The following is a 21,444-nucleotide window of genomic DNA, read 5'->3' on the forward strand; positions in this document are numbered from 1 at the left end:
AGGATGACAAAAAAGAATAAAGTAACATTTGGTTTGGAGCAATGTTACTACGCAAAAGGAACATTTGACCCTGTATCTGGAACAGTAACGTATGAAGCACCTAAACCTTATCCAGGTGCAGTCGAACTCAATTTAGAAATTAACGGTGAACTGATTGAGTTTGAAGCCGATAATATCGTTTACTATACATCTGCGGATAACAAAGGGTACAACGGAACTCTAACAGCAGCTTTAGTACCAGATGACTTTGAACAAGAAATACTTGGGGAAGAAGTCGATGAAGAGGACCAAGTTCAAACAGAAGTGTCGAATGCAAAGAATTCTCCATTTGCATTTATGTTTCAGTTTGAAGGAGATGTCAAAGCAACAAGGCATGTACTTTATTGGTGTACAGCAAATCGACCAGGACTCGGTAGCTCAACAGGTAAAAATCCAAATACCACGGAGATGAGTTTCAATTCAACTCCGCGTCCATCAGACAAGCATGTTAAGACAAAAACCAAAGAAACTACGCCTGCAACTATTTACGATAATTGGTACAAAAAAGTCTATGAAAAAGAAGTGAGTGGTGGCTAATGGAAAAAACGATTAAGGTAGGAGAGCAATCTATTCGTTTAAAGACTACAGCGGGAACTCCATTACGATATAAAATGCAATTTGGAAAAGACTATTTCTCCGAATTGTTAAAACTAGCAAAGGTGCTACAACCTAATTCGGATAAGCAGGATCAAAGAAAAACGGAATTGAAAAAGTACAATTTAATCGAGCTTAAGGAAATTGCCAAAACTCACAATCTCTCAGTTTCTAAAAAAAATCGCGGTGAAGTGATTAAGCTCATTATGGAGGAAGAATTCTCTCCCGCTGATGTTTTTGACATTCGAGAAATCAGTTTTGAAGAATTGAGTTTCTTTGATACTACGGTCATATTTAATTTCGTCTGGGTTCTCGCTAAGACCGCTGATGGCAATATACCGGAGCCGATGGAGTGGCTTGATAGTTTGGAATCATTGCCTATACAAGAAGTTTTACCTGAGATTACTGATTTACTGAATGCGAGTATTCAAACGAAAAAAAAGTAAATGATGAAATGTCTTCAAGTGATGAAATCCTCACTGTGGAGTCATTTCTTTTTATTTGCAAAAAAATTGATTTGTCGATCGAAGAAATGGACATGCTTGATATCGGAGGATGTCTCGATTTGATGCAAGAATGGGTTGACCAGATGAAAGATCAAAACAAAGATGAGGACAAGGTAAATATTCGTAGAGCTACACAGGCTGATTTTGACAGCTTCTAAAGGTAGGTGAGAACGTGGTAAAAAAAATATCAGGTATTACCATTGCGCTAGACGCTGATACAAAAGGCGTAACTTCTGGGTTGAAAGATATTACTGCTAAATCTATTCAGGTCAGCAACGAGTTGAAGGATGTCGAAAGATTACTAAAATTGAACCCTGGCAATACTGAATTGTTAGCACAAAAGCAACAGTTGCTATCTGAGCAGATTGAAAATACTTCAGATAAACTTGAAGCTTTGAAAGGGGCACAAGCTGACGTAGAGAAGGCCTTTAAGTCAGGAGATATCGGAGCAGAGCAATATCGATCATTTAAAAGAGAGCTTGAATCTACCGAGGGAGCTTTAAATGGCTACAAGAGCCAATTATCCAATATGCAGGTTGAACAAGACAAGTTGGGCCAAAACACCAAACGGTTATCCACTTTTTTTGAAGCGACCGAAACTAGCGTTGATGATTTCTCTGATATTCTTGGTAGCAAACTGACGAATGCTATTAAAGAAGGTAGAGCCAATTCCTCACAATTAGAGGAAGCTCTGAATAAGATCGGGCGTTCCGCTCTTGGACAAGACGCGGATATTAGTAAGATGAAACAATCACTTGATTCCATTGATGATGGTAATTCAATCAAATCTATTGAAGCAGATTTAACTTCACTGTCTGGGGCTACGAAGGAAACTGGCGATGACTTCGAGAAGCTTGGAGAAAAAGTTGATTCAGCAATCAATATGGAAGCAGCAGATAAATTGTCAGCCGTCGGTGACAAAGCAATCGAAATGGGTCAGCAAACTATGGAAGTTGCTGTTGATGTTCAAGGCGCGCAAGCAAAGATCAACGCTGCTTTTCAAGGTACCGAAGAAGAGGCTGCTCGATTATCTGAGGTCGCTAAGAGAATCTACACAGATGGGTTCGGAGAGTCAATGGACCAGACAAGTGATGCTGTGATTCTTGTAAAGCGTAATTTGGGTAATTTGAATGATACGGATCTTTCTAACATAACTCAACAAGCGATGATTCTCGAAGAACTTTATGATGCCGATATGGATGAAACGATGCGAGGTGTCAATGCATTGATGCAAACATTCGGTATGACGGCTCAAGAAGCGATGGATTACGTTGTTGTCGGAACCCAAAACGGATTGGATAAAACTCATGAACTTGGGGACAATCTCGCCGAATATGCCACCTTGTTTGAAGAAAACGGTTATAGCGCTGGTGAGATGTTCGATATTCTCCAAGCTGGCTTAGAAGGTGGAGCATATAATCTTGATAAGGTGAACGATTTAGTGAAGGAGTTTGGTATTCGAGTAAGTGACGGAACTATTGAATCAGCAATTGAAGATATTGGCGGATCGTGGCAAACACTTTACAACGATTGGAAAGCAAGCGGTGGAACACAGAAAGAATTATTTCAATCAATCGCTCAAGAGTTATCGAATGTTAGCAGCGAACAAGAAAAGGCCGGACTTGTGTCTCAAATTTTCGGTTCTTTAGGTGAGGATGCTGGATACAAAGTAATCGAAGCGATGGGGCAAGTTACATCAACTTACAATGATGTTGGTGGAGCAGCAAAAAAAATGAATGAAGATACTACGACTCCGATGCAGGAACTGACTGGTAAAATTCGAGAAATGCAAATTGCATTAGCACCAATTGGAAACACAATCATTGATGCGCTATTACCAGTTATTTCCATTCTATCAGTTTTATCGGAAGCATTTGGGAAACTGCCTGAACCAGTGCGACTGTTCATCGTAATTCTTGGCGGATTATTCGCATTGTTTACACTACTAATGCCAATTATCGCAGCAGCAGCTATAGCATTACCTGCTCTGGCAGGAGCGCTCGGATTAGGAGGTGCAGCGGCCGCGGGGGCATCGATAGGCTTTGGAGCACTGATGGCGAGCATATTACCAATACTAGGGATTTTTGCATTAGTGGTTGCCGGTATTACTGGTGTGATATTAGTGATTAACAATTGGGGAACAATCATCGACCGGATATCAAATAAATGGCGATCATTCAAAGATACTCTTTCGAATGTTTGGGGAGTAATTTCTTCAACTGCAAGCAATTTAAAAGACTCTGTTGGCTCAATATTCGATCAGATGGCTTCGAAAATGTCTTCAGTGATTGATCGAATAAAAGGAATCATACAAGGATTAGCAGATAAGATCGAATCTGTAAAAAATATGATTACTAATACTATTGGAAAAATCGCTAGCGCAATCGGTAATATAAAGCTTCCTCATTTCAGTTTAAAAACATCAAGCAAAAAGATTCTCGGTAAAAAATTCACTTACCCAACAGGAATTGATGTTAAATGGTTTGCTGAAGGAGGCATTCTTACTAAGCCAACTATCTTTGGCGCAGATGGGAATAAACTACTCGGTGGCGGAGAGGCTGGTAAAGAGGCAATTGCGCCACTTGATAAGTTGATGGGGTATATTCGACAAGCTGTTAAGGAAGAGGGTTCTGGAAAAACTGGCGATGAGATTCACTTACATTTGAATGCTTTTGGAAATCTTCCAAAAGAGATCATGGACCAAATGGCAGAGTACCTTTTGTACAAATTCACAGACTTAAAAAATCAAAAAAATCCATTCGGTGGGGGTGATTTCATTTGAGAGAAGGAACTTTCGTTTTAGGGAGTGTCCATAGCCAAGAACTACCTGTATTTATTTCACAACGGCCTGCAAAGACAAAAGCAAAAAGAGTCTTCACTTTAGAGGAAATACCAGGAGTCAATCGTTTAGTTCCATTTGACAAAGGATACTATACCAACGTAGAACAAACCTTAAATTGTTTCTACCTTGCTAATTCAACTGAGAATGTTCAATGGTTTGAGGACAGAATCACAGAGGCATTAGATACACGTGGCCAATATGCTGATTTCATTCCATATTATGACGAAAACTATATTTACGATGTAATTGTGATAAACGAACCAAAATTCGAAGGTACTAGAGGAACCCAATTAGCGGTTCCTTTTTCTTTTGATTTGAGTATTGCTCCATTCAAAAAGAATATTAGGGGGAAAAACCCTGTAGAAGCCACAAAGGAGTTCGTTTTATTCAATCCAGAAAATTATCCTTCTGATCCTTACATCAAAATAGAAGGAAGCGGGAATATCACACTGTATATCAATGATCGATCAACTGTCTTAGAAAACGTAAGTGGAGTTATTGAAATTGATAGTGATCCAGATGTGATGGAAGTATACAGAGAAAGTAACGGAATGCTCCTGAATGAAAATAAAAAAATGAAATCAAATCAACCCTTCCCGTTTTTAGATAAAGGTAAAAACACGATTAAGTGGAAAGGAAACGTTCAAAAACTAACAATAGAACCGAGGTGGCAAACAAAAATATGATTCCAGTCTTATTTGAACCTAAAGAAACAAAATTCGATCACTTCGGAATTGGAGCAATGAACGACTGCAAATCCTGCATTGTCACTGAAGAAGAAAATGGACAATACGAAGCTGTGCTAACCTTTCCTATTACAACCAAATATTCAGAATACTTAGAAGACCGAAACTATCAAATCAAGTGTAAGCCGAACGATGAAGATGAGTACAATATCTTTACTATCTATAATCACTACAAAGATATGGCAACAGGCGTTTTACATGTTAGTGCAAAATCTAGAACATTCAAATTAGGAAATCGAACCGTTCAAAAAGTAGTCATTGAAGGAAAATCTGGAAAACAAGCAATGAAACTGCTTCATGACGGTATGGATCTCGAATCAGATATTGAAATGTTCTGTGATATAGAAAGTAATGGCAGTACAAGCTTTGAAGTTGAGAATCCATTGACCTGTATAAAAGGAACTAGCGGTTCCTTGCTGCAGACTTATGGAGGAGAAATCAAGCATGAACCTTTTAAGTTATCTTTACTGGAAAGAAGAGGCCATGATGATGTTACAACAATTCGGTTTAGAAAAAATCTTGGTGGATTGAAGGTTGAATTAGATTGGTCGGGATTGATTACACGCGTGTTCCCCTATGCAGATATTCAAAATAGCGAAGGACAAACGGAACGAATATATGGCAATCAAATAGATAGTCAATACATCAAGAACTATGATGGTGAAGTTTATGCTAAGCACATCCAGTTTACAGAAGAACAAGGTGTGACTGACGTCAAGAGCTTAAACAATGTATCTAAAAACTACTTTACATCTATGAATCCTGGTGTAGACAAACCGAAAGTAAATATTTCAATCGACCTAATCAAATTAGACACATCCGATAAAGCGAAGAAGTTTAAGGATTTCCGAAAGCTATGTTTATGTGATACTTTTTCAATTTTCCATGAACGATATGAGATTGATCTGTCAGCAAAAGTAATTGCGATTGAGTATGATTCTTTATCGGAGAAAGTAACTAAACTGACAGCAGGTGATGCGAAATACACCTTTTTCGAAGAACAAAAGCATGAGCTTACTGAGGTTTTCAAAAAGGTTCCTACTAAAAGCTATGCGAGTGTTTTTATTGATTACGTGACTCAGATTATCTCTGGTAATGATGGTGGACATGTCGTTTGGTGGCCGAAAAATCGTCCGTCGGACTTGTTCTTTTGCGATAATCCCGTGCTTGAAAAAGCGAAACAAGTTTTGCGAATAAATAAAAGCGGTATTGGTTTTTCATCTAGCGGGTGGAAAGGCCCATTCGATACTGCATGGACGTTAGATGGAACATTTGTTGCTGATTTTATTCGTGCTGGAGTACTGAGAGCGATTGATATTATCGGGGTTAATATTACTGGTTCGACTATAAAGGGAACCGATATTTTCGGGTCAACGTTTGAAACGGTGAATCCGAATGGAACAAAAATTCGACTCAAGAATGGTATTATTAGCTATTTTACGAAAGAGGACAAGCAACTAGTTAGCATTAGTGCTTCAGACGACAATGCAGGAAAGTCCTTCAATCTTCAATTTCAAAATGGAAGTACCGCAGAATTGTTTTATATAAACGAGGAAAACATCACTCTTAAACATAGCAAACTGATTCAACTCAGAGCGCCAAAAATCGAAATGGTCGGAAATGTCAATGTTCAACAAAAATTAACAATCAATGGTCAAGAAGTATTCCCTGGTCAAGGCGGCGGCGGGAACAATAATGGCGGTAGCTGGAATGGCATGTACCCGCCAGAAGTAACCTCTCAAGCCGATAAGTTCGCTTGGGAACTTTGGGTAATACTACTATCGAAAGGTTACTCCAAAGCAGCAGCTGCAGGTATCTTGGCTAATGTTCAAGGTGAAGCTGGCGTTTCCATGAATCCGGATATTGCTCAAATTGGTGGACCGGCGTATGGGATTGTCCAGTGGGATGGTTCGGCTTATCCGTTAGTCGGCGCGCCAACTTATAACGGCCGCGAATATGTGCAACGTTTAATGGGTGCAGCCGGTATCACAGAGGACTATCGGACAATGTCTGCTCAAGGTAATTTGTTAGATTGGACCATGTATAACGGTCAATGGTTAGGCATTGTCCAACCGGCGACGCAATCAGGTTTCAAAACAATGACCGATCCTGGAGCTGCTGCGTATACGTTTGAACGAAACTACGAGCGTCCAGCCAATGCGCATCCAGAACGTCAAGGATGGGCAGTGAACTGGTACAACAAGTTCAAAGACCTTCAAATACAATCTGGAGGAAATATCCTTAGTACAGCAAAGAGCTTGATTGGATATTTCCACTATTCCCAACCAATGCGTTGGAATTTTGGAAGTGTGGAAAACCCAGATAGAAACGGGTATGCCGACTGCTCTTCCTTTGTATGGTTGGCGTTGACAAAAGCAGGTTATCGAACAGCTCCGAGAGGCACATTATGGTACACAGGATCAATGAGAGATGACGCGAGAGGAGCAAGACAATATCTGACCGAAGTATCGCCGAACGAAGCGAAGGCTGGCGATATAATCATCGTGAACTTAGGCGCTGGTGCAGGGAACGACGGCCATACTGCGGTGCTTGCTGAAGACTGGCACGGTTATACAACTGCAATTGTTGAGATGGGCGGTATGCAATCTGGCGGGGTTGGTGTTGGACGAGTCGATTGGTCATTTGGATATCTTTTAAACGGAGGCGATGTCTGTCTAGCTCGCGCCAAGAAATAGAGGTGATTTTTTGATAGAAGAAAAAGGACTAAACCATTTAAAACGTTTGATAAATCAACCAATCGGAAACCATCAATGCTATGCATTAAGCGCCGAATATGCGGGGGTAATGATCGGTCCTGACATGGGCGCTGGTACAAGATATGAAGTGAAAGTACGTGAAGGGAATATCTTTTCCGCTGCTGAAATTGGGCGAGTGTATCGCTGGCCAATGTATCTATGGACCGTAATCAATCATCCTGAATACGACCAGTTGGAAGTAGGAGCGATCATAAATTGGGAGCGCAATGCTAAAGTGAGCGAAGGGTTTATCGCTCACGAATATTACGGGCATACAGGCGTGATCCGTGGTCTTGAAAGCGGTCGTATTCAAACCTATGAACAAAACGCAGAATCCGGAGAAATCGTAGCAAAATATGACCGTCAGTTCTTTGGAGCAGGTCAAATTGCATCGATCTGCATTCCGCCTGATTTTGAGAAAGGAGTGTTGTTTGATGGCTAAATGGAATGTTGCACTAAGCACAACAGAGCCATACAACTATGTAGGAATGATTCAAGTTCGACAGGGGAATAAGAATTCTGAAACGATGGAAGCAACTATTTCTCAAAACGGAATACCAGTGGATTTATCACGATGTAAAGCCTACTTAGAAGCGATACTTAGTAATGGTTTTGCGATCCAACGAGCTGTAAAAATTATTGATGCAAAAAACGGCAAAATTCAATATACATTTGATGAGTATTCAATGCAGGCACTACATCGTCAAACGGCAAATTTTGTCTTTTACCAAGGAGAAGATGTGATCGCTACGACACAGGACTTCTCCTATTTTGTTATCAAAGCAGTTTCTAAAACAGAAGGTGAAATGGGGTCCTACTGGCAAACAGTCGAAGACCTGATAGCAGATATGGTTGCGTTTATCAATGAAAACAAAGGAGACTTTACCGCTTGGATGAACGCACGTAAAAAAGAATTTGAAGCATGGCGAGATACTCAAAAAGAGGATTATTTGACTTGGTTCAATTCTATCAAAGACATTTTGGCACAGATTGATCCTGGAGGCACGATGTTACTAGAACTAATGGAAGCTCGTGTTGATATTCAAGGGGTACGCCATGAATCGATTTCCAAGCGTTTGCTAGCCGATATGGAGTATCTCTATCAAAAGTTGCGAGCAACACTGTTCACGATTGAATACGGTGAGATTGAAGTTACCGATATTCTTCAAGATGATTTATTTTCAGAAAATCATGAAGTTGAAAAAATTGGTACAGTGAACTTCCCCATTGAAGAGGGGGCATTGGTGATTGCGACTGTCGATGATCCGAAGCAGAACGTATTCACTCTTGAGAAAGTCGGGGTGGTATAAGAATGGCTAAATCAAAACTCATGATGGAAACTGATGAGAAAACAGGAGTCCAATATCAGTTTTTTCCAATTACTCATATCTCTGCGATTATCGGACTAGATAAAATTATCTCTGGTCAGTCTAAAGTGGTTTCTGTAAACGGAAAAATTGGCGCAGTCACGATTACTAAATCTGATCTCGGTCTGGAAAATGCTATCACAAAATTACCTTACGCGAATGAAACCGAAGACGGCATTATCACTGCAGAGATGTATAAGAAGATACTGAATTCTGGAGAAGGCGACTATGTACTTCCAATTGCTGGAGTAGATAAATTAGGCGGAATCAAATTAGGAGATCTATTAGCAATTGACGAAGCTACAGGAAAGTTGTCTGCAATTAAACAGACAGACAACAATTTTTCAACAGATCTGAAAAATAAATTGGATTCACTAAAAAACTACACTGCAGGAGAGAATATCACGATCACGGAGGATGGCGAAATTAGCTCTACTGGTGGATCAGGCAACTATAATTTGCCAACAGCGACCGAATTTCAAAAGGGCGGTGTTCGAATCGGTGATGGATTGATAATGACTGAGGATGTTTTATCAGCCGAAAGGCAAATGAATTACACTGCAGGCGCAAATATTTCTATTTCCAACACTGGCGTGATTTCCGCAACAGGCGGTGGAGAAGGTGGTGGGGTTAGCCAAGAGTATGTTGATCAAAAGGCAAGCGAAGCCTATCAAAACGCCAAAGCTTATGCAGACTCTAAGATTCCGAGTATGACGTTCGAAAAGGTAGGGGAGGTTTAAATAAATGACAGATATTGTAAAAGTGAAACAGGATGGTGTTCAGATTTATCCTCAAACGCATGCAAATGCAGTTGTTGGTTTATCTACCATTAAAGGTGATAAGGGAGATCCAGGCGCAACAGGACCCGCTGGTACTGCAGCGACGATTACCGTTGGAACTGTTACTTCTGGAGACATTGCAGCAGTAACTAACGCTGGAACAACAACAGCTGCAAAGTTCAATTTTATTTTACCCAAAGGGCCAAAGGGAGATACAGGACCTGCTGGAGCTACCGGAGCTACTGGTCCACGGGGACCAGCCGGGCAAAATGCGACAACAACAGCTGTTGCAACAACGACCGCCAATGGTTTAATGGCTTCCGCTGATAAATCCAAGTTAGACGGAATTGCGGCAGGTGCTCAAAAAAATCCGGGTGCAGCCACGACCACAGCAGCTGGATTAATGTCTGCAGCAGATAAAGTTAAACTGGACGGTTTGGTAAATATTACATTTGAGAAAGTAGGCGAAGTTTAATGTCGGATATTGTACAACTAAAAGAAGATGGCGTTGCAAAATATCTAAAGACACATGCCGATGCGATTGACGGTGTGGATGGTAAATTGGTTAAAGCAACTGGAAATGAGACTATTTTAGGAGTAAAAAATTTCCAAGATGGTGTGCAGTCAAAAAGCAAAAATGTTTTGATCCAGAATGGTGAGAAGGTATATGATCACACAAGTGCCACAGACTCTTCAATCCAGTCTGGGGTAGTACGATTCGTTCGGTACGGCGATATGGTTTTGGTTAACTTTAACTTTCAATGTCGTTCAGCAAATATTAACTCAGGTGGCAATCTGATTGGCAATTTAGAAACAGATATTATTCCTGCTTATTCGATTCAGGTTGATGTTACTGAAGATAAAGCATTGACTATTGATGCATCAGGTAAAATTACCGCTCTTTGGGGATTAGATGCTAATAAGTATTACGCAGGATCTGCAATGTATTTTGCGAAGAACAAACTTTAGGGGGATAGACAATGAAAACAATTTATAAAGTGTTGTATCCATTAGGATATGAGCCGCACGAAGTGGAAGATGGCTTTCCAGTAGTTTTACCTTTTGTTGAAGTTAAACCGCTAGAAGGACTAAAAAATGTTCAATCTCAATTCTACAATTTTGCAGAGAAGAAATGGGAAGAAGCAGTCACACAAGATTACTCTAAAAAACTTGAATTATTGGAAAACCTTTCTGCTGGGCTTCAAGTTGACAATACAGCTTTAAAAGAATCGAATGCGGCGCTGACTGCTAAGACAGATTCGATGGCACAATTGAATGCCAAATTAATGTTGAATGATGTGGCAATCAATAAAGAAATTAAAACGCTAAAAACGCAAATTGGGGGTGCTGAATAATGTTCACTTACACAGACGTTAAGATGATGTTTGACTGGGGATGCTTCACAACGAAGCAAGTAAGGGAGTTTGTCCCAGACTGCATTACTGAAGCACAATTTGAGCGCATTACTGGAGAAGCCTTTTAGGCTTATTTTTTTAGCCTCGTTTTCGGACGAGGCTTTTCAATTCTAAGGAAGGGTGGTACAAATTGGTGATTTTAGACAACGGAGTTTTACTACATGAATTTAAGAATTTGTTGAGTAATGGATATTTACAGGTTTTTGTATGGCTTGTTTTTGGGGATATCGTAACTGGATTGTGCAAAGGTTTTTTTGTCAAAGAAGGGAATAGTACGAAAGGATTACTAGGAATTGTTAAGCATCTATTAGTTATTTGTTTAGTAATTGTTGCTTATCCATATTTAAAAATAATGGGATTTGAAGCAATTGCGACAAGCTTTGTATTCTTCTACATTGCAGTTTATGGTATTTCAATTGTCGAAAACTTAGGGCAACTAGGCGTGCCTTTTCCTGATTGGATAAAAGATAGATTTTCTAAATTGAAAGATACAACCGAAAAGAAGGAGGAAAAATAAGATGGCGTTAAACGGAATTGATATTGCAAGCTGGCAATCAGGAATCAATGTTGGAGCAAATGGTGTAGCAGCGGATTTTGTCATTATCAAAGCGACCGGTGGTACTGGTTATGTGAACCCTGATTGTGACCGTGCGTTTCAACAAGCGATCAAAAGTGGGAAGAAAGTTGCTGTGTATCATTATGCGCATGAACTAGGCTTTCAAGGAACAGCACAACAAGAAGCAGATTTCTTTTTGAAGAATGTTCAAGGATATATCGGAAAGGCTATTCTCGTTTTAGATTGGGAATCTGACAATAAAGGTGATGTCGCATGGGCGAAAGCTTGGTTAGATCATGTACAAAGTAAGACGGGTGTGAAACCTTTGTTTTATACGTATACAGCCGTTCTAAACAGTTACAACTTTAGTAGCATTGCGAATGCTGATTATGGTTTGTGGGTAGCTAATTACGGATCTGATGCGCCACAAGGTTACTCTCAGCCCAATCCTCCCGCTTCTCCTTACTGGAAATCGACAGCGATGTATCAATACACATCAAATGGTCGATTGAACGGTTGGGGTGGCCGATTAGATTTGAATGTATTCTACGGTGATAAAAAGGCTTGGGACGCATACGCTGGAGTCAAATCATCAGGTAGCACGCAAAAACCAAGCACACCCGCTCCTTCTAAACCTTCAGTAGATCCAACGACAGCCGGTGGAGGATACTCGATTCTTCAAGATCCAAAGTTTCCACAAAACAAAGCTCATTTAGATCGTTTTGGACCAGTGGGAACTAAGCTCGTTGTAGAAGGTTGGCACACAACAGTTTCTAATCACGAGTTCATCATAATTATGGATCGAGTGAAAAACAAAGAACTGGCCAGAAAAGAAGTTAAGCCAATTTCTCGTCCAGATGTCAAAAAAGCACTCGGGCTTTCATTTGACCAGGTTGGGTTTAAAACAGAATTCGATCTTGCTCAATTTAAAGGGAAATCTGTTATTGTCTTAATGAGAGCAACAAATGATCCAAAAGGTAATACAGCTGGCGGGTTCCAAGATTTCTATGAAACTCGCTGGTATCACGATATTAAGTAAAGTAAACACCCTCTACAGCCTTAGGTGGTTGTGGAGGGTGTTTTTTTGAATGCCATTTTGAATGCCATATATCGATTTTTAGGAAAAACTAGGAAAAACAAATATATAGCAAAAACGCTGATTTAATAGGAAATTTAGCCGTTTTCCTATCTAGGGAAAACTAGGAAAAACCGCATAATGGAGACGGCGGGAGTCGAACCCGCGTCCAAACATATCGACACTTAAAAATCTACGCTCATAGTCATACTATTTAAGCTTCGCTTTGTCCTCTGCCGCATGACAGGCCGCGGACATTGCTAGTCTGATAGGCTCTTTTACAACTTGCAGACGGAAAGTTGTAACGTATCCCACTTAGAATAGGACCCTTACTCGAGTACATGGGCGATACCGAGAGGATCTACGCTAACTGTTTTTAGGCAGCTAAAGCGTAAGAGTTATTGTTGTTTTTAGCAGTTATATTTAACTGTAACGTTTTTACGTAGACGTAACCTACGAAGCGCAATTCAAGCTCAAACTATGCCTGTCGAATCCGTAACGTCCCCCTAATGAATATTTTTGTTGCAAGAAAAAGTATAACATCTCGTTATAAAAAAAGCAAAGAAGTAAGTGAGAAATGAAGAATTTGTTGCGCTAGAATTCAAAAAATTGAAGAAAAAACAAATAGTTAGTGAAGATACGGGTAAGGTAATGGTTGAAAAAAATGAAATAGAGTATACTTAGAATGAGAATCAGATGATACCAGGGGGTTAAAGTATGAATATTTTAATGATTGAAGACAATGAATCCGTTTCGGAAATGATGCAAATGTTTTTCTTGAATGAGGGCTGGGAAGCCGAATTTAAATACGATGGAAAAGAAGGTTTGGACGCCTTTAAGGCGGAACCCGAGAAGTGGGACATGATTACACTTGACCTTAATTTGCCTAGCATGGACGGAATGGAAGTTGGGCGCGAAATCCGAAAAATCTCTAAAACAGTTCCGATTATTATGCTGACAGCTAGAGATTCTGAAAGCGACCAAGTAATTGGGTTAGAAATGGGTGCGGATGATTATGTGACGAAACCTTTTTCACCATTAACCTTGATTGCCCGAATTAAGGCGCTGCATCGCCGCAGTGAACTGACTTCTGAACCACAAAGAGAAGCCGCTGTAACGAATGATAGTTTTGATATTCAAACGGAGCATTTTAAAATGAATTTGAAAACTCGTGAGGCTTATCTAGATGGAAAGCCAATTGATGGATTGACACCCAAAGAGTTCGATCTATTATATACAATGGCGAAAAAGCCGCGCCAAGTATTTACTCGTGAACAGTTATTAGAATTAGTATGGGACTATCAATATTTCGGAGATGAACGAACTGTTGATGCCCATATTAAAAAATTACGTCAAAAAATTGAAAAGGTCGGTGCACAGGTTATTCAAACCGTTTGGGGCGTTGGCTACAAATTTGATGACACTGAGGTTGGTCGATGAAATACCTGTATCAACAATTACTGGCTTTTGGCGGCTTGATTCTGTTGATTCTACTAACTTTAGGGATATCCTTTACACAATTCACCCGTAAAACATTGGAAGATAACAACTATAAAGAGTTATTGGGTTATGCTCAATCAATGGAAAAAAATAATTTGTCCTTAAGTCGAGACATTCGTTTTGAAGGCATGTCAAGTAATGAGATTTTTCAATTTGCCATTGGTGTGACTGAATCGAGTTTGAATCAGCAAGACGTATCTTTTGTTTTTATTGATAAGGATCGAGAGGTACAATACCCTGATAAATCAGGAAAAGTGAATCCGCACTTAGTCAGCGACGAGCAGTGGAAGGCGCTGAAGGCCGGACAGCAGCAAAAGGAAACAAGCTCTAAAAATGTGATGGGGCAAAGTCAAACGACTTCTTATGCAATGGTTCCTTTTTTTACTGAGGGTGTATTTTTTGGCGTCTTACTGGTCAGCCAACCAGCGATGAACGTTGAGACAAGTGTTAATTCCATTGTAGCCGATTTATTCAAAGCCTTTATCATCGCTTCTATTATTGCGATTATTGTCAGCTATTTCTTTGCGACACAGCAGGTGAAGCGTATCAATCGAATGCGTTCAGCAACGAAAGAGGTTGCGGCGGGAAACTTTGATGTAGTGGTGCCGAATCGTAATCGCGACGAATTTGATGATTTGGCGGATGATTTTAATCGGATGACAGTTTCCTTAAAGGAATCGCAGGATGAAATCGAACGGCAAGAAGAACGGCGAAAGCAGTTCATGGCGGATGCTTCACATGAGATGCGGACACCGTTAACAACAATCAACGGTTTATTAGAAGGGATGCAATACAACGCAATCCCTGAAAATCAAAGAGAGAAGGCCATCAAGCTAATGCAAAATGAGACCTCTCGTTTGATTCGTTTAGTTAATGAAAATTTGGATTACGAAAAGATTCGAACCAATCAAATTAGTATCTTGTTGCAGGAGTTTAACGCAACGGAGGCAGTAGCAACATTATTGACTCAATTATCAGCGAAAGCGGAAGCTTCAGGGGATCAATTAATTCTCCAAACAGAGGAACCGATCATGGTCTATGCTGATTACGATCGTTTTGTTCAAGTAATGGTGAATTTAATCCAAAATGCGATCCAGTTTACTAATGATGGAACGATCGCTGTTGCTATCACAAAATTGGAGAAAGCAACGGAGATTAAGATTTCCGATACTGGCATCGGAATGTCTGAGGATCAGGTGAAAAATATCTGGGATCGTTACTATAAGGCTGATCCATCGCGTAAAAATACAAAATATGGTGAATCTGGTCTAGGGTTATCGATCGTACAGGAGCTGGTTCGTTTACACAATGGAACGATTGAGGTTTCCAGTGAACTAGACAAGGGAACTACATTTACAGTCGTCTTTCCAGATAAACCTGAAGCAGTAGAAGCCACTGAAGAACAAAAAGAAGCGTAAAACCAAATCGGTTTTACGCTTCTTTATTTGCTTTTAAAGAATGGCTAAAATAATAAAATTCAAAATGAATAAAAGATCTACGACCCAAAGAATCGGAGAGACTTCATTGGATTTACCTTTGATTACTTTCGCGATCGTGTAGAAAATGAAACCAGCAGCAATTCCGTAAGAGATGCTATAGCATAGTCCCATAAAGACACTAGCAAAGAAGGCCGGAACGGCTTCTTCTAAATCTAGCCAATTGATGTCTGCGAATGAGGCTAACATCATGACACCAACTAAAATCAATGCAGGTGCTGTTGCTTGAGCTGGGACGATAGCAATTAATGGAGAGAACAAGCTGCTTAGTGCAAATAGAATAGCCACGACAACGGAAGTTAGACCTGTTCGTCCGCCAGCACCGATACCCGCTGCGGATTCAACATATGTCGTTGTGTTTGATGTACCGAAGATCGCACCGATTGAAGTCGCGATTGCATCTGCGAATAACGCCTTATCCATTTTTGTTTTAAAGCCTTTTGAATCATTATCAAGCGCATTTTCATCTTCTTTTGAGAAAATACCAGTACGACGTCCTGTACCAATAAAGGTTCCGATCGTATCGAAAGTATCAGATAAACTAAAAGCTAAAATCGTCATTAAAACTTGTGGTAATTTAGAAGAGTCAGAGAAAAGCGAACCCATACCGGCTGAACCAAAAGCCGCTCCAAAAGTTGTGCCTAATTCTTGGATCGAACTGCTTAATGAATTAGCATGCCAATCAATTGCTCCTAATTGAACAACACCCATAGGGATTCCTAATAATGTTGTAACAACGATTCCGATTAGGATTGCTCCGCGAACATTTCTAACAACTAGGATGGTTGTAATAACTAAACCAAAAACTGCTAATAAAATCGGCGCATTATTGAAGTTTGCTAAAGCAGGAACAATTCCGCTATTGATTGTAACGTTAGTCGCTTTGCCGCCTTCAACGACACTGCTGGTAATCGCAGATGAGTCTGCACTAAACGAAAGGAGTCCAGCATTTTTGATTCCGACATAAGCAACGAAGATTCCGATCCCGCCACCGATCGCGTGCTGCATGCTTTCGGGGATTGCGTGAATAATTAATTTACGAATTTTGGTTACAGTAATTAAAATGTTAATGATCCCGCAAATGAATACCATTGCTAAGGCTTGTTGCCAAGAATAGCCTAGTCCGAAAACGACTGTATAAGTGAAAAATGCATTCAATCCCATACCAGGTGCTTGCGCGTAAGGGACATTAGCGAATAATCCCATTACTAAAGTTCCGATCACAGAGGCGATGATCGTAGCTAGGAACACTGCCTGAAAGGGCATTCCAGAAGCTGATAAAATACTTGGATTTACGAATAAAATATAACTCATGGCGAAGAATGTTGTGATCCCTGCCATCACTTCAGTAGAAATGTTGGTACCTTGTTCTTTTAATTTAAAGAATTTCTCCATTATAATTAAACGCTCCTTAAGAATAAGTTCATTATATCGGTAAAAACCGAATACTTTTAAAGTATAATGAAGAAACAATCGACTTTCAATAATAAGTTCATTAAGCGAACAAATAAAAAGAAGAATGTTCGTGTTTAGCGAACATTCTTCTTCCTTGTGGTGGTACTAATCAAACGGAAGGAGATGATTAGTACACATAAATATAAGAAAAGGGAGAAAACAGCTTTGGCAAGGGCGCAGAAAAATAGATCTAGCAAAGTCGTTGAGGATAGCTCAAATGATAAGGAAGAACGAATAGAGTAGGCAATTCCACTTGTACCATTACTCAAGACAAAATTTGGCAACTCCTTTATTTGATTCAAACCTTGATGATAAATAGCCTGCAAAATGGATTCGTAAACAGGTTCGAAAATGGTAAAAAATACAATTAAACAAGTAGCTGCGATCAGCAAACCGATAATAAATTCTAGTCCAGTTGAATAGATCAGCTGTTTGATTGAAGCTGTCGAATTTTTTTGGCGATGTATCCTAATAGCGAAAAATACTAGTAATATGGCAAATAGGGTAATCGCGCTGACAAGCAGTCGGAAAGAAAAATAGTGTTGCAACTGCTCAATTTCTTTTCTGGTAAATAATTGGATTTGATGGGAAGAATCTAACTGATTCAAAACGAGTCTCAACATCCCTAAACTGGTTAGGATAAAGAGAGCGACTAAATAGATCACCCAAGATATTGAAAATTGAATTCGATGTCTTTTGATAGTTGAAAGCGTCGTTGAAAAAAGTTCCATAGATTCCCACCTCTTACTAATAAGTATAAAATCCTAATTTGAAAGAAATATGAATTCTATCGGAAGAAATAAGTGCAAACAAACAAAGACCTTTCACAGTTTTTGTGAAAGGTCTTTGTTGGAGATTATTGTTGATTTTGTTCTTGATATTGCTTATACGTTTCAGTCTTGTAAAGTTCTTGGGTGGATTTTTTTCCTTTTTGATCGAACAGACTGGTTGATTTATCTCCTAGTTTATTCTCGGTTTTTTCCATCTTTTTAAGACCGTCTTTATAATCAAATTGTGAAGCGTCAATCGGTTTCAACCCGCTGGCTGAGTAGAAGCGAAGCAGATCGCCGTTGTTGATGTTATCTGAGGTGCTCAACTGAGTAGAAACAGCTTCTTTCCATGCTTCAGATTGTTTTTGCAAGGCTTCGTCTGGTTCAGTGATTGCCATACCATCTTTATTGCTGTATAAGCTTCCACTGTAGTAGGTATACTCTGGTGTCACATAATCGCCATCACGGAAAGCGACGATTTGATCATGATCTTTTGATAGCAGATCTTGACCTAATTGAATATACTTGCTCGTATCCACTCCTAAAAGATGTAACAAAGTAGGTAAAGCATCAACCTCACCGCCATATGTGTGGTTAATTCCGCCTTTATCTTGACCAGGAACATGGACCATGTAAGGAACACGCTGCATTTGTGCGTTATCAAAGTTTGACCAAGTTTCCTTTGACTTGCCAAGCAGTGGTGCCAAGTCAGAGTTTCTTGAATTTGAAATACCATAATGGTCACCATACATAACGATGATCGAATTATCATACAAGCCAGAAGCTTTCAGATAATTGAAAAATTCTTCAACTGCTTTGTCTAAATAATTGGCTGTCGCAAAGTAGCCGTTGATGGTTTCATCATTGGTGTTAGCCATTGGGAAACCAGCTTCGTCATTTTTGAATTCACTGTAAGGATAGTGGTTCGAAACGGCGATAAACTTCGTATAGAATGGCTGCTGCAGACGTTCCAAATACTTCACAGATTGCTGGAAGAAAGGTTTATCGTGTAAGCCATATTGGAATGAGTTTTCATCGTTTACATCGTAATACGAAGAGTCGAAGAAATAATCATAGCCAAGATTTTTATAAGTTTCAGAACGGTTCCAGAAACTTCCAGAGTTTCCGTGGAAGGCAGCACTTGTGTAGCCTTCAGTTTGTTTCAAAATGTTTGGAGCTGCTTGGAAAGTGTTCTTTCCGCCTAATTGCGAGAATAAGGACCCTTGGTTCAAACCAAATAAAGAATTTTCCATCAATGTTTCTGCATCTGAGGTTTTTCCAGCTTTTACTTGGTGGAAGAAATTATCAAATGAGAAGGTGCTGTTACTATGGAAAATACTGTTCAAGAACGGTGTTACTTCATGCTCTTGACCATTTTCATCCTTTAGCTTGTAGTCAATCACGAATTGCTGAAGACTTTCCAAATGGATCGTAATAACGTTGCGTCCCTTAGCGATACCGTAATAGTCGCTATTTGGAGCTGCATAGTGATCTTTTACATAAGATTCGACTTCTTTTAAATCATTGGGACTAGCCTCGGCGCGAACTTGGTTGGTCTTATAGGTTTGGATACCATCGTATACAGTGAAGGCATTTACTCCCAGATATTTGATCAAATAGTCGCGAGAAAAGGTACGAGTCAATAGTTCAGGACGATCCGCTTCAGCTAGGAAAAGATTTCCTGAGAAAATCATGATCGAAAGAGCAGTCATAGCGATAGCCATCCGAGCACGTACAGGTCGTTCTTCTCTTTTAATGCCTTTCCGCCATAAAAGAATTGGTAAAATCACAATATCAATCAAGTATAGTACGTCGTAAGGGCGGAATAGTCGGACTGCACTTTCACCCAAACCACTGGCAACTTTACCAGCACCTAGGAAAGTGTTTACGGTAATAAAGTCGGTAAATTCACGATAATAAACGACATTGGCAAAAAGCAGGAAACTCGCCAGTGCGTAGATGACCATCATCGTGGCATAAGAGGCTTTGGACCGTCGCACATATAAAGCAATCGACAGTAAGAACATCGTCGATGCGATTGGATTGATAAATAGGATGAAGTATTGTGTCAGACTCTCGATCCCTAAATTAAATTCAAATAAGTATGCAAAAACACTTTTCGCCCATAATAAGAATGTCAGTAACGCATAAAAGCCGAGACGTTTATTCAAAAAAGTAGGAGCTTTTAGTTTTTTCAATAGTAACTTCCTTTCTGTCGCAGAAAAAATGCGAATGTTCACTTGTTACTTAGTTTACTCGGTTCCATCAAGTCAGTCAATTCTTATTAAATTTTGAGCAATCAGGCTTAAAGAAAACTTTATAAGCGAAATATACGCTTTTTTTTTGCTATACTATAGAAGAAAGCGGGGATGAGAGTGGAAATAGAATTAAATAATTACGGTATTAAACGTATTCGTCAGGGAAACCCATTAATTCAGCAAGACGACCTGAAGCAAGATATAAAAAAAATTCCTCTAGAATGGGTAAAGTTTGTCGATAATAAACATAAATATATTGCAACTGGTTATTTAGGGAAACAAAACAAAGGCTTTGGTTGGGTGTTAGATCAAACACAACGCCCAATCAACAAAGCTTTTCTAATGGAAAAATTCCAGCAGGCAATTAATCAACGCCAGGCATTCTTTGCTGATCAGGGGACGAACACTTTTCGTTTGTTTAACGGTGAGGGCGATGGCATCGGAGGCGTGACTATTGATTACTACGCGGACTATTTAGTGATATCTTGGTACAACGAAACAATTTACCATTTTCAAAAGCTGATTGTAGATAGTTTGCTGGCAGTTTTTCCAAGTGCTAAGGGAATCGTTGAGAAAATTCGTTTTAAGAGCGAAGGGAAGGAAAGTCGCTGGTTAGCAGGAGAAAAACCACAGGAGCCTTTAATAGTATTAGAGAATGGTGTTTCTTATGCCGTGTACTTAGATGAAGGCTATATGACGGGGATCTTTTTAGATCAAAAGGAAGTCAGAGGTCGCTTGACAGAGGGCTTGGCTGCAGGAAAAAAAGTTTTGAATATGTTCAGTTATACAGGAGCCTTTTCTGTGGCAGCTGCATATGGCGGAGCGTTAGAAACGACAAGTGTTGATCTGGCACAGCGAAGCCTGCCTAAAACACAAGAACAATTCGAAGTGAACGATTTGCCTTTAGAAAAACAAAAAATAATTGTTATGGATACATTTGACTATTTTCGCTATGCATTAAGGAAGGGTTTAAGTTATAATTTGATTGTCTTGGATCCACCTAGTTTTGCCCGTAATAAGAAAAAAACATTTTCTGTGGCAAAAGATTATGGACGTTTGATCGAAGACAGTGTGGAAATACTTACTAACGATGGAATGATCATTGCGTCAACTAATGCAGCGAATCTTCCAATCAAAAAATTCAAGCAAGCGATCGAGACAGCCTTTCAAAATAAAAACGTAACGTATCAATTGACTGAAAGCTATCGATTGCCTGCGGATTTTCCAGCCAGTAATTTTGAAGAAAGCAATTATTTGAAAGTATTGTTTTATAGGATAAAAAAATAGAAG

21 protein-coding genes and 1 other RNA gene are annotated in these 21,444 nt (G+C 39.6%); 18 read left to right on the top strand and 4 right to left on the bottom strand.

Annotation, left to right across the window (positions count from 1 at the left end; all coding sequences use genetic code 11):
- The first annotated feature begins 3 nt into the window (after window positions 1–3).
- The 15 genes from AUF14_RS04685 to AUF14_RS04755 all read left to right on the top strand — a co-directional run bounded on the left by AUF14_RS04685 (window position 4) and on the right by AUF14_RS04755 (window position 12,639).
- Complete coding sequence (locus tag AUF14_RS04685; protein WP_102865924.1) at window positions 4–576, top strand: major tail protein; 573 nt, start codon at window positions 4–6, stop codon at window positions 574–576.
- Window positions 576–1,079: a hypothetical protein gene (locus tag AUF14_RS04690; RefSeq protein WP_102865925.1), complete on the top strand. Its 504-nt coding sequence runs from the start codon at window positions 576–578 to the stop codon at window positions 1,077–1,079. The genes AUF14_RS04685 and AUF14_RS04690 overlap by 1 nt, the downstream gene beginning before the upstream one ends.
- An 8-nt stretch (window positions 1,080–1,087) precedes the next feature.
- Entirely contained in the window at window positions 1,088–1,297 is a 210-nt protein-coding gene (locus AUF14_RS04695) for a hypothetical protein (RefSeq protein WP_102865926.1), read from the top strand.
- 14 nt (window positions 1,298–1,311) lie between these two features.
- A complete protein-coding gene (locus AUF14_RS04700) occupies window positions 1,312–3,921 on the top strand; it encodes a phage tail tape measure protein (protein WP_102865927.1) in 2,610 nt (869 codons plus the stop codon).
- On the top strand, window positions 3,918–4,667 hold the full coding sequence (locus tag AUF14_RS04705; RefSeq protein WP_102865928.1) for a phage tail protein: 750 nt from the start codon (window positions 3,918–3,920) through the stop codon (window positions 4,665–4,667). The genes AUF14_RS04700 and AUF14_RS04705 overlap by 4 nt, the downstream gene beginning before the upstream one ends.
- Window positions 4,664–7,423: a phage tail spike protein gene (locus AUF14_RS04710; protein ID WP_102865929.1), complete on the top strand. Its 2,760-nt coding sequence runs from the start codon at window positions 4,664–4,666 to the stop codon at window positions 7,421–7,423. The genes AUF14_RS04705 and AUF14_RS04710 overlap by 4 nt, the downstream gene beginning before the upstream one ends.
- Before the next feature lie 46 nt (window positions 7,424–7,469).
- Entirely contained in the window at window positions 7,470–7,925 is a 456-nt protein-coding gene (locus AUF14_RS04715; RefSeq protein ID WP_227656329.1) for a CHAP domain-containing protein, read from the top strand.
- Window positions 7,918–8,793 (top strand): phage baseplate upper protein, encoded by an 876-nt coding sequence (locus AUF14_RS04720; protein WP_028020958.1) that lies wholly within the window; start codon window positions 7,918–7,920, stop codon window positions 8,791–8,793. Before AUF14_RS04715 ends, AUF14_RS04720 begins: the two co-directional genes overlap by 8 nt.
- Window positions 8,794–8,795: 2 nt before the next feature.
- Window positions 8,796–9,590 (top strand): hypothetical protein, encoded by a 795-nt coding sequence (locus AUF14_RS04725; protein WP_070510234.1) that lies wholly within the window; start codon window positions 8,796–8,798, stop codon window positions 9,588–9,590.
- A gap of 4 nt (window positions 9,591–9,594) precedes the next feature.
- Window positions 9,595–10,104: a hypothetical protein gene (locus AUF14_RS23220; protein WP_102865931.1), complete on the top strand. Its 510-nt coding sequence runs from the start codon at window positions 9,595–9,597 to the stop codon at window positions 10,102–10,104.
- Window positions 10,104–10,598, top strand: coding sequence for a hypothetical protein (locus AUF14_RS04735; RefSeq protein WP_028020977.1), 495 nt, complete (start codon window positions 10,104–10,106; stop codon window positions 10,596–10,598). The genes AUF14_RS23220 and AUF14_RS04735 overlap by 1 nt, the downstream gene beginning before the upstream one ends.
- An 11-nt stretch (window positions 10,599–10,609) precedes the next feature.
- Window positions 10,610–10,984, top strand: a complete 375-nt coding sequence (locus tag AUF14_RS04740) for a hypothetical protein (protein ID WP_102865932.1) — start codon at window positions 10,610–10,612, stop codon at window positions 10,982–10,984.
- Complete coding sequence (locus tag AUF14_RS04745; protein ID WP_083284995.1) at window positions 10,984–11,112, top strand: XkdX family protein; 129 nt, start codon at window positions 10,984–10,986, stop codon at window positions 11,110–11,112. Before AUF14_RS04740 ends, AUF14_RS04745 begins: the two co-directional genes overlap by 1 nt.
- 62 nt (window positions 11,113–11,174) lie before the next feature.
- Complete coding sequence (locus AUF14_RS04750) at window positions 11,175–11,561, top strand: phage holin family protein (RefSeq protein WP_102865933.1); 387 nt, start codon at window positions 11,175–11,177, stop codon at window positions 11,559–11,561.
- Between the two features lies 1 nt (window position 11,562).
- A complete protein-coding gene (locus AUF14_RS04755) occupies window positions 11,563–12,639 on the top strand; it encodes a GH25 family lysozyme (protein WP_102865934.1) in 1,077 nt (358 codons plus the stop codon).
- 175 nt (window positions 12,640–12,814) lie between these two features.
- On the opposite strand, the gene ssrA is transcribed toward AUF14_RS04755, so the two are convergent.
- Window positions 12,815–13,181, bottom strand: a transfer-messenger RNA (tmRNA) gene (ssrA, locus tag AUF14_RS04760).
- Between the two features lie 211 nt (window positions 13,182–13,392).
- On the opposite strand from ssrA, the gene AUF14_RS04765 reads away from it, so the two are divergent.
- Both AUF14_RS04765 and AUF14_RS04770 read left to right on the top strand, forming a co-directional pair.
- Window positions 13,393–14,115 carry a response regulator transcription factor gene (locus AUF14_RS04765; RefSeq protein ID WP_016182141.1) on the top strand — a complete coding sequence of 241 codons (723 nt, stop codon included), beginning with the start codon at window positions 13,393–13,395 and terminating at the stop codon, window positions 14,113–14,115.
- A complete protein-coding gene (locus AUF14_RS04770; protein ID WP_016182142.1) occupies window positions 14,112–15,593 on the top strand; it encodes a sensor histidine kinase in 1,482 nt (493 codons plus the stop codon). Before AUF14_RS04765 ends, AUF14_RS04770 begins: the two co-directional genes overlap by 4 nt.
- A gap of 33 nt (window positions 15,594–15,626) precedes the next feature.
- Here the strand turns inward: AUF14_RS04770 and AUF14_RS04775 are convergent, their stop codons facing one another.
- The 3 genes from AUF14_RS04775 to AUF14_RS04785 form a co-directional block, all read right to left on the bottom strand.
- The gene (locus AUF14_RS04775; protein ID WP_049219086.1) at window positions 15,627–17,066 is read right to left on the bottom strand and encodes an NCS2 family permease; all 1,440 of its coding nucleotides are present in this window, start codon (window positions 17,064–17,066) and stop codon (window positions 15,627–15,629) included.
- 134 nt (window positions 17,067–17,200) lie between these two features.
- The gene (locus AUF14_RS04780; RefSeq protein WP_016182144.1) at window positions 17,201–17,857 is read right to left on the bottom strand and encodes a hypothetical protein; all 657 of its coding nucleotides are present in this window, start codon (window positions 17,855–17,857) and stop codon (window positions 17,201–17,203) included.
- A gap of 125 nt (window positions 17,858–17,982) precedes the next feature.
- Window positions 17,983–20,094 carry an LTA synthase family protein gene (locus AUF14_RS04785; protein WP_016182145.1) on the bottom strand — a complete coding sequence of 704 codons (2,112 nt, stop codon included), beginning with the start codon at window positions 20,092–20,094 and terminating at the stop codon, window positions 17,983–17,985.
- A 177-nt stretch (window positions 20,095–20,271) separates the two neighbouring features.
- On the opposite strand from AUF14_RS04785, the gene AUF14_RS04790 reads away from it, so the two are divergent.
- Window positions 20,272–21,441: a class I SAM-dependent rRNA methyltransferase gene (locus tag AUF14_RS04790; protein WP_048721999.1), complete on the top strand. Its 1,170-nt coding sequence runs from the start codon at window positions 20,272–20,274 to the stop codon at window positions 21,439–21,441.
- Window positions 21,442–21,444 lie beyond the last annotated feature (3 nt).

It is taken from the genome of Enterococcus avium (assembly GCF_002891025.1).
GTDB classification, from domain to species: domain Bacteria; phylum Bacillota; class Bacilli; order Lactobacillales; family Enterococcaceae; genus Enterococcus_A; species Enterococcus_A avium.